The 6,391-nt window shown below is 58.4% G+C and carries 13 protein-coding genes; 1 reads left to right on the top strand and 12 read right to left on the bottom strand.

The annotated features are described in order from the left end of the window. Together OKC31_RS21315 and OKC31_RS21310 are read right to left on the bottom strand one after the other, a co-directional pair. Positions 1 to 520 (bottom strand): relaxase/mobilization nuclease domain-containing protein (locus OKC31_RS21315; RefSeq protein WP_270657719.1); only part of this gene is annotated, 520 nt, incomplete at its 3' end. Beyond that, on the bottom strand, positions 510 to 920 hold the full coding sequence (locus tag OKC31_RS21310) for a MobC family plasmid mobilization relaxosome protein (protein ID WP_442865770.1): 411 nt from the start codon (positions 918 to 920) through the stop codon (positions 510 to 512). The genes OKC31_RS21315 and OKC31_RS21310, both read right to left, overlap by 11 nt. Before the next feature lie 208 nt (positions 921 to 1,128). Between OKC31_RS21310 and OKC31_RS21305 the strand changes: the two genes are divergently transcribed. Next, complete coding sequence (locus OKC31_RS21305) at positions 1,129 to 1,419, top strand: hypothetical protein (RefSeq protein WP_223933946.1); 291 nt, start codon at positions 1,129 to 1,131, stop codon at positions 1,417 to 1,419. 177 nt (positions 1,420 to 1,596) lie between these two features. On the opposite strand, the gene OKC31_RS21300 is transcribed toward OKC31_RS21305, so the two are convergent. The 10 genes from OKC31_RS21300 to OKC31_RS21255 all read right to left on the bottom strand — a co-directional run bounded on the left by OKC31_RS21300 (position 1,597) and on the right by OKC31_RS21255 (position 6,119). Further along, positions 1,597 to 2,469: a replication initiation protein gene (locus OKC31_RS21300; protein ID WP_442865768.1), complete on the bottom strand. Its 873-nt coding sequence runs from the start codon at positions 2,467 to 2,469 to the stop codon at positions 1,597 to 1,599. A 288-nt stretch (positions 2,470 to 2,757) separates the two neighbouring features. After that, positions 2,758 to 3,045, bottom strand: coding sequence for a hypothetical protein (locus OKC31_RS21295; RefSeq protein WP_270657714.1), 288 nt, complete (start codon positions 3,043 to 3,045; stop codon positions 2,758 to 2,760). A gap of 3 nt (positions 3,046 to 3,048) precedes the next feature. Continuing rightward, complete coding sequence (locus OKC31_RS21290) at positions 3,049 to 3,381, bottom strand: type II toxin-antitoxin system CcdA family antitoxin (RefSeq protein ID WP_270657712.1); 333 nt, start codon at positions 3,379 to 3,381, stop codon at positions 3,049 to 3,051. A 14-nt stretch (positions 3,382 to 3,395) separates the two neighbouring features. Then, a complete protein-coding gene (locus OKC31_RS21285; protein WP_270657710.1) occupies positions 3,396 to 3,926 on the bottom strand; it encodes a hypothetical protein in 531 nt (176 codons plus the stop codon). Between the two features lie 14 nt (positions 3,927 to 3,940). Further along, positions 3,941 to 4,234, bottom strand: a complete 294-nt coding sequence (locus OKC31_RS21280; RefSeq protein ID WP_270657709.1) for a type II toxin-antitoxin system RelE/ParE family toxin — start codon at positions 4,232 to 4,234, stop codon at positions 3,941 to 3,943. Further along, complete coding sequence (locus OKC31_RS21275; protein WP_231556881.1) at positions 4,222 to 4,488, bottom strand: CopG family ribbon-helix-helix protein; 267 nt, start codon at positions 4,486 to 4,488, stop codon at positions 4,222 to 4,224. The genes OKC31_RS21280 and OKC31_RS21275 overlap by 13 nt, the downstream gene beginning before the upstream one ends. Positions 4,489 to 4,678: 190 nt before the next feature. After that, entirely contained in the window at positions 4,679 to 4,879 is a 201-nt protein-coding gene (locus OKC31_RS21270) for a hypothetical protein (RefSeq protein ID WP_270657707.1), read from the bottom strand. Between the two features lie 7 nt (positions 4,880 to 4,886). Continuing rightward, the gene (locus OKC31_RS21265) at positions 4,887 to 5,174 is read right to left on the bottom strand and encodes a hypothetical protein (RefSeq protein ID WP_270657705.1); all 288 of its coding nucleotides are present in this window, start codon (positions 5,172 to 5,174) and stop codon (positions 4,887 to 4,889) included. Positions 5,175 to 5,273: 99 nt separating this feature from the next. Next, entirely contained in the window at positions 5,274 to 5,582 is a 309-nt protein-coding gene (locus OKC31_RS21260) for a mobilization protein (RefSeq protein WP_270657703.1), read from the bottom strand. Beyond that, a complete protein-coding gene (locus tag OKC31_RS21255; RefSeq protein ID WP_270657701.1) occupies positions 5,583 to 6,119 on the bottom strand; it encodes a DUF1640 domain-containing protein in 537 nt (178 codons plus the stop codon). Positions 6,120 to 6,391: the final 272 nt, after the last annotated feature.

The raw sequence follows: 6,391 nt of genomic DNA, 5'->3' as shown, positions 1-6,391 counted from the left end.
CGCTCTTGTCCTTGAACGCCTCGAAGTCGGGCCGTAGCAACCGCGCCCGGAGCGGGTCGTCTGGCCGCGCCCAGCCCTTTTCGTGGTTGTGTTTATCCCTTACCGCATCGAAGGCTTTACGGTGACCAGGTGGGGCCGGGTTGAACGATTTTCCCGTGCCCAGGTGAACACGGGGGATCAGGATGTGGACGTGAACCCCGCCATCCGGTTCGTCGTGCTGAACCGCCGTCAGGTGGACGTCTTCCGGCTCTAGCCCTGCAAACGCCACCGCCTCGAAGTCTGCCAAAACCGCCGTGATCTCGTCGGCGGTCGGGGCCTCTTCCGTCGCCCACGAGATCACCGCACTCCGGTATCGATGCTGGAACGGCAGCGAGTCGGCCACCGCCGCGAACAGCACCGGATCACCCCGCAGTACCGCCACCCCTGCCCGTGGTTCACCTGTGTGATCGTGAGAGCCCATGAGGTAGGCCGAAGCACGGGCACCGCTGCCCGTACCGTGGGAGAGGAATTTAATGAGCATCGTCGCGCCCCTTGGCCGCAGGCTTGGGGGGCGGCGGCAACTGGGGCAGCAGGCGGCCCGCCTGTGCCTCGATGCTGCGCAGCAGGGCCAGCAACTCCACCAGTTGCACCGACGAGCCGGCCAACCGGCATTCGTTCAGGGCTCGGGCTATCTGGTTGAGGTTGTTGCTCATCCCGGCCAACTGGCGCATCAACACCGGATCGGCATCGTTGCTGGTATCCCGAACTCGGACGGGGCGACGGGTCGGCGTCGGCAGGTGCGTTTGCTGCTGGGCGTCCACCGCCCCCCTGATCCAGTCCGACAAACTGAGGCCAGATGCCTCCGCCCTTCCCCGCCATTCGGCGGCGGTCGGCGCGTCGATCCTGACACTGACGGTGGTTATCTTTTGGGCCTTGGACACGCTGCCTCCGGCGGTGGGTTTAGGGGGATTGAAGGGGCATAGCCCCTCACCAGCCCCGTGTTACGTTGAGCCGCGAAGCAGGCTAAAACGTAATACGGGTCGGCTGGCTTAATACCAGTACAGCAAAAAAATAGGGGGTCGGCAACTTGCCAATTATCGTCACAGTGACACATAATCAATTACCGTTACAGTGACAGGAAATAACACCATGAAGGACACCAAGGATCAGGGGACTGGGGACATGTTTGGCATCAAGCGCGGACGGGGTAGGCCAAAGACCGGAACAGCCAAAACAGGGGCAGAACGACAGGCCGCCTACCGTGCAAAGCAGCAGGACAATAACGTTACTGTGACGATAAATCGGGCATTGGTGGAGGGGCTGGATGCCCAGATGCAAGCGATCCGAGATGGAGGGTCGGTGGTGGTGCTGACCCCAGAGCAGGCCGGGGAGATCCTGCGGGCACTGCGAACAGCAGAGACAAAACAGCTCCGGGGATAAGACCTACGGCCCACAGGCCGAACACATGGCCTGATGGACCGCCCTTCGGGAACGGCCTTACCCCCCTCGCACCGATCCTCTCTCTTCAATGCTTTTTAGAGCTCAAAGAAAACCCCTTTGCGGGGAAAAAGACCCCCTCAAAGGGGGGGATCAACTGATAGCTTGTTTTCGCGATCGCTATTTTGAAATCTTGGCGTACTTGCTGACCGTACTGCCTGAGATATTGAGATCAGCGGCGATTGTGCTGTGCGGGTATCCGGCAGCCTTCATGCGCTGGATAGCCTCCCAAAGCTCCCAGTTCGTCCGGTTTGTGCCTGTCGGCCTTCCCCCTCCCTTGGACCGCTTACCGCCCTTCCGCCCCTGCTCGGCCTTGATGGCCCGAAGCTCTGGCGTCAGAACGCTGCCTGCCCCGGTGTAGCGGTAGTAGACGAACTCGGCCACGCTCTTGGCCACATAACCCACCTCACGGGCAGGCAATGCCCCTCTGTCACTGACGATCTGCTCTGACATAGCCAAGGCTCGTGTCACTACCTGACGATGCCAAACCTCATAGGACGCGCTACGAGCGATTTTTACCTGTGGGTAAGCCCATCGCCTTACCTCATCAAACAAAGCGTTATTACGGCCCTCTGAGGCGTCTATGGAGCGGTCTAGCGCCTTGGCTCGCCGTGCAGATAGATTTACCGGTGCCGCCAGCTCTGTAAGCGTGTGTGTCCGCCAGTGCCGCCAGTCGGTATCGTTGATGAAGGCGCAGGGATTACGATGGATGTGACGCGCAAAGCAGAGATCGGCCCCGTAATGCTCGTCATAGGCGGCCTCGATGGCCGTCAGATAGCGGTACGGCTGGCGCTCGCGTACCTCCGGCTGACAGTAGACCGGATCTTTTAGCAGCCAGAAGGCTTGGTGCCGATGGGGATTGGTCTGGTTGTAGACCACCACGTTCGGCTCGATGTCGTACAGGGTGTGGGCGTGAACAGTCGGCGAGCAGTCATGATCGACCATCAGCCAATGACGGTCATTGAGATGCGCCCTGATGCGTTCGATCTGCATGGCGCTATCGCGAGGTAGCCAGCAGGTAGGGCCGCCCTTAACTGGCTGACACTCGACAAATTCGGGCAGGAGTTGCTTGAAGTTACCTAGCAATGCTAACCGCCTTATTGGCGGTTCTGGGTTGTCTGATATCTTGCATGTGTTATGCTTTCCCTGTTCTTTGTGAACGGCCCCGAATCCTCTGTTCTCTTCCGCCAAGTTGAAACGCAGAGATTCGGGGTTTGTCTTTTCTGGGCAATACGTTACAGCACTAACCTTGCCTCGGCAACGTTACCTATCCCAGTAGTTTCACAGCTCTCCAAGATGCTTCCTGACCCCCTTCTTTGGGCTGGTCAAACGCTCACGAACGACAGCGAAAATTGCATCATCCCCATCTGAATTACTTGATGCGTGAACTGCAATAACTCTCTCTGATGCTTGCTTGGCAATCACCTTGGCCTCGTCTAAATCGAGCCAGTCGATACGCGATAACCAATAAAATGCGGCTGCATACTCTTCACCAGGTGAAGCAAACGCCTCGTCTTTAGCTCCCTGATACAAGATGCACCTCTCGTATTTATTAGGCAGTCTACGCATCAGTCACTCCCCGCTAATATCAAAGCCTAACTCTCGTTCCACATCGTCCAGTGAGTGCAGGGTCTCTTCTCCATTGCTAACCCTCTCCATGACCTGCTCGACATCAAATAATCCATCGGAAAATAAGCCGCGCTCTTCGACTATCCGATTCAGTTCTTGGATGGCCTCATGGTTCTCAAGCTTCCAACGGTCGGCCTCTGCGTTGTTCCGCTGGCCCAACTGATTGAACTTCGCTGCCATCTCTTTTTCCGGCAAAAAGTCACCAGTATCTGCCTCACTCAATGCAGCCTCAATGTGTGAGCGCTCCCAAGCCTCTTGGTCCAAATCACCTTGCATATCTTGGTTCTCGTTTACCACGGTGGAGTGTCGTCAACCGGCACCCGGTTCTTCCGTGCGGCTTTGGTTTCCGCTTTGAGCTGATTAATATTCGCTTCAGCCTGCTCCGGCGGCAAAGTCTTGCGCCATTCAGCCCGCAGCTTGCTTCGTTCTGCCTTGGCTGCTCGTCGTTGCTTTTTCTCTGCCTGATCGGCCTTGTGCTGCACCGTCTTGCTCTGTGGCTTATTGGGCTCTGGTAAGGTCTTACCTGTTTTCTCTGCGTGACGCTTTAATGCCGCCGCCTTGCGTTCTTCAAAGGTTAACGCCTTATCGATCAACCGACCCCTTTGTATTGCCTCGCCCACCGCTTGCCCTGCAAGTTCAGGAGCTACGTCTACAACGTCCAGTTTTGCCCTTGGGGTAGGTCTGTTCTTCTTCTGCCGAGCCTGCTGCAACCGAGTAATTTCGCTCATCTCATCAGCAGGGTTGCGGAGGAGATCCAGCCCTGTAGCTCGCTTGTCTGCCTTGGCGTTTTTAGCAGCTTTTTCCCAGTTCAAACCACCCATTACACCTCCCTGACCTAAATAAACCCGGCTTCGCGCTGGTGACGCAGAGCCAAGATCACTACGGTTTCGCCCTCTAGGCGGTAACGCGCCAGATAACCACTGCCCCCAAAGGGGATCACCCACTCGCGGAACACCTCCGGGAGCCCCTCAATAGGACGCCCCATCGCGGGTTGTTGCCCGAGCTGGGCCAGCGCCGAACGGATGGTTTGGGCTGCTCGCTGTGCAACAACCGGGCTCTTACTGTGCAAGAACTCGCGCAGCCGTTTAAGGTCACGCAGAGCAGCCGGAGAGAGGATCACTTGTGGCATGCAGGTGCACCACCTTCAATCTCGGTGCCCCAACCAGCCAACCACTGATCTGCCTCCTCAAGAGAGACATGCAAACCAGTCTCCTGAAACTCCTGCCAAGCATCGAGGGTATCGCGGCGGAACGCCTCCTTGCGCTCTTCGCGCTCAACATACTGGGTGATGGCTTCGCGCATCATCCAGTGCGCTGAACGGTCGCGGGCAGCAGCTAGCTGCTTGATCCGGCTTTGGGTATCGCTATCAAGTTTGATAGACATGGGTTTGGTAGCTGCGGACATAAGACCTCACTGTTAGTCAAAGGTATTACCTAGCGATACCCAAATTTACCACGCAATCCAAGCGCCGTCACAGCCCGATTGCAGTACTGCAATGCAGCCCCCGAACTGGGGCGACTAGCGCAGTCTGTCGCCACTGGCTCGGGGGCCGCCAAGCGCAGCGCGGCAGGCCCTATACCCGCATCCAGCGCAGCACCAGCGCCAGCAGTGCAATCCATGCCGCCATATCCCACGAAGGCCCCGCCAAGACGCTGTAGAGCGGCCCAAGACCCAACCTGTCCGCAGCCCAGTACAGCAGGGATTTCGCCGCGAACACGGCGGCCAGTGCCGCCACCGTATGCCACAGCATCAGCCCCGGAAACCGATCACTCAATCGCACCTCAATCCACCTCCACGCCTGCATCGAGCAGCCGTTGCCGCCATGCATCGGCGGACAACAGGGCATAGTGGGCCACTTGCTGGCGCAGGTATTCGGTATCAATGACGATCCAGCGGCTGCCGTCGTCATCGATCATCCAATCTATGGTGGCATCGAGGAGGTCGATCAGCGGTTCTCCATCGGCCCATAGCCACGGGGAGCCTTGATAGCTCGCCAGCTCGTACTCAACCGGGGGGAACTGGCGAATATGCGCCACTGTGTCAGGTGTGCCCAACCGACCTGATTTCATACCCGATCTCCTTAATTATTGTCACTGTGACGATATATCACATGCTCAAGCCACGATCTCGCCGCTGCTCTTTTCGCAGATCCGCAGCCCTGTCTGCGATCAACGCTGCGCCCTCTGCAAGGCGTCCAGCGCCTTGCTCAAGTCGTTGACACTGTTGTTCAAGCTGCCAAACGCTGTCGTGGTCGCTCTGTTCGACCGCTCTACCCCGCTCTGCAACGTCTCGAACGAACGCTGTAGCTCGCTGCATAGCGTCCCGCAGCTCGCCAGCGCGCTGGTGCAAGCGGTCTGCAACTCGCTCAAAGAGTGCGCCTGCTGCTGCAATTGCTGCTCCAAAGCCGCCGTCTGCTGCCGGTGCGCTGTCTCTATCTGCTCTAGCCTGTCGAGCAGTATCCGCTCCAGTTCGGTCATTCAGTTCACCTCCACGGCCATCTTGCCGCTCTTCGTTTCGAACGGCGTCCCTATGCTGGGGGCTAGGATGTAGCCCTTGCCATCCTCGCCCTTGACGTAACTCACCCCATTGGGGAGTTGGGCCAGCGTGGCTTTCGCGCTGCGGATCTCGCTGTTCAGTCGCTGAACTTCGCTGCCCATCCAGCTCAATACACCCCAGCTCCCCAGCCCGATCCCCACGGCGGTGCATACCCCGACCAGCAAGGCTTTGAGCCAGACGCTGGAGATCAGCTTGAGGGTGTTGGCCTCGCTCTGGGCCTGATCCAAAACCTCCCTCAATGGGTCGGCCGAGTCGGTGATCTGCTGTGGCAATCCCTTTATCCCGTCCCGGATAGCGCCCACGGTTGTATTCAGCTCGCCGTTCACACGCTTTTTTAAGTCTTTCTTGAGCTCGTCGAGCACCGCTTTCGCTAACGTCTCCACCTCGCCCAATGCCTGCTCGTGCTGTTGCGCGAGCCTCTCGCTCAAGCGTTCTTTCTGCTGTCCAAGATGCTCCATAGAGTTCCCCTTTTAACCGGATAGCTTGGGGATAGCCCTCCGGCTTGATGCTGGTGTAATCGGCCCCAGCGCGTGTGATTTCGCACCCGAGCGATGTTTGTAGGTAGTCCCGCAGCTCCGCGGCATTGGAGATCACCCCCTGCGCGGCGGCGCCGAGCAGGTGTTCAGTGATCTGTTTTTTGATGGCGGTCTTGTCGCTCTTGTCCTTGAACGCCTCGAAGTCGGGCCGTAGCAACCGCGCCCGGAGCGGGTCGTCTGGCCGCGCCCAGCCC

Source organism: Aeromonas sp. Y293-4, from assembly GCF_027705905.1.
Lineage (GTDB): Bacteria > Pseudomonadota > Gammaproteobacteria > Enterobacterales > Aeromonadaceae > Aeromonas > Aeromonas veronii.
Note: the sequence above shows the minus strand (reverse complement) of the source record. Positions and strands in the feature narration are given on the sequence as shown.

Bases quoted from the DNA above. Each gene is read 5' to 3' on its own strand.
- OKC31_RS21305 (WP_223933946.1), top strand. From the start codon at position 1,129: ATGAAGGACACCAAGGATCAGGGGACTGGGGACATGTTTGGCATCAAG.
- OKC31_RS21300 (WP_442865768.1), bottom strand. From the start codon at position 2,469: ATGCAGATCGAACGCATCAGGGCGCATCTCAATGACCGTCATTGGCTG.
- OKC31_RS21295 (WP_270657714.1), bottom strand. From the start codon at position 3,045: ATGCGTAGACTGCCTAATAAATACGAGAGGTGCATCTTGTATCAGGGA.
- OKC31_RS21290 (WP_270657712.1), bottom strand. From the start codon at position 3,381: ATGCAAGGTGATTTGGACCAAGAGGCTTGGGAGCGCTCACACATTGAG.
- OKC31_RS21285 (WP_270657710.1), bottom strand. From the start codon at position 3,926: ATGGGTGGTTTGAACTGGGAAAAAGCTGCTAAAAACGCCAAGGCAGAC.
- OKC31_RS21280 (WP_270657709.1), bottom strand. From the start codon at position 4,234: ATGCCACAAGTGATCCTCTCTCCGGCTGCTCTGCGTGACCTTAAACGG.
- OKC31_RS21275 (WP_231556881.1), bottom strand. From the start codon at position 4,488: ATGTCTATCAAACTTGATAGCGATACCCAAAGCCGGATCAAGCAGCTA.
- OKC31_RS21265 (WP_270657705.1), bottom strand. From the start codon at position 5,174: ATGAAATCAGGTCGGTTGGGCACACCTGACACAGTGGCGCATATTCGC.
- OKC31_RS21260 (WP_270657703.1), bottom strand. From the start codon at position 5,582: ATGACCGAACTGGAGCGGATACTGCTCGACAGGCTAGAGCAGATAGAG.
- OKC31_RS21255 (WP_270657701.1), bottom strand. From the start codon at position 6,119: ATGGAGCATCTTGGACAGCAGAAAGAACGCTTGAGCGAGAGGCTCGCG.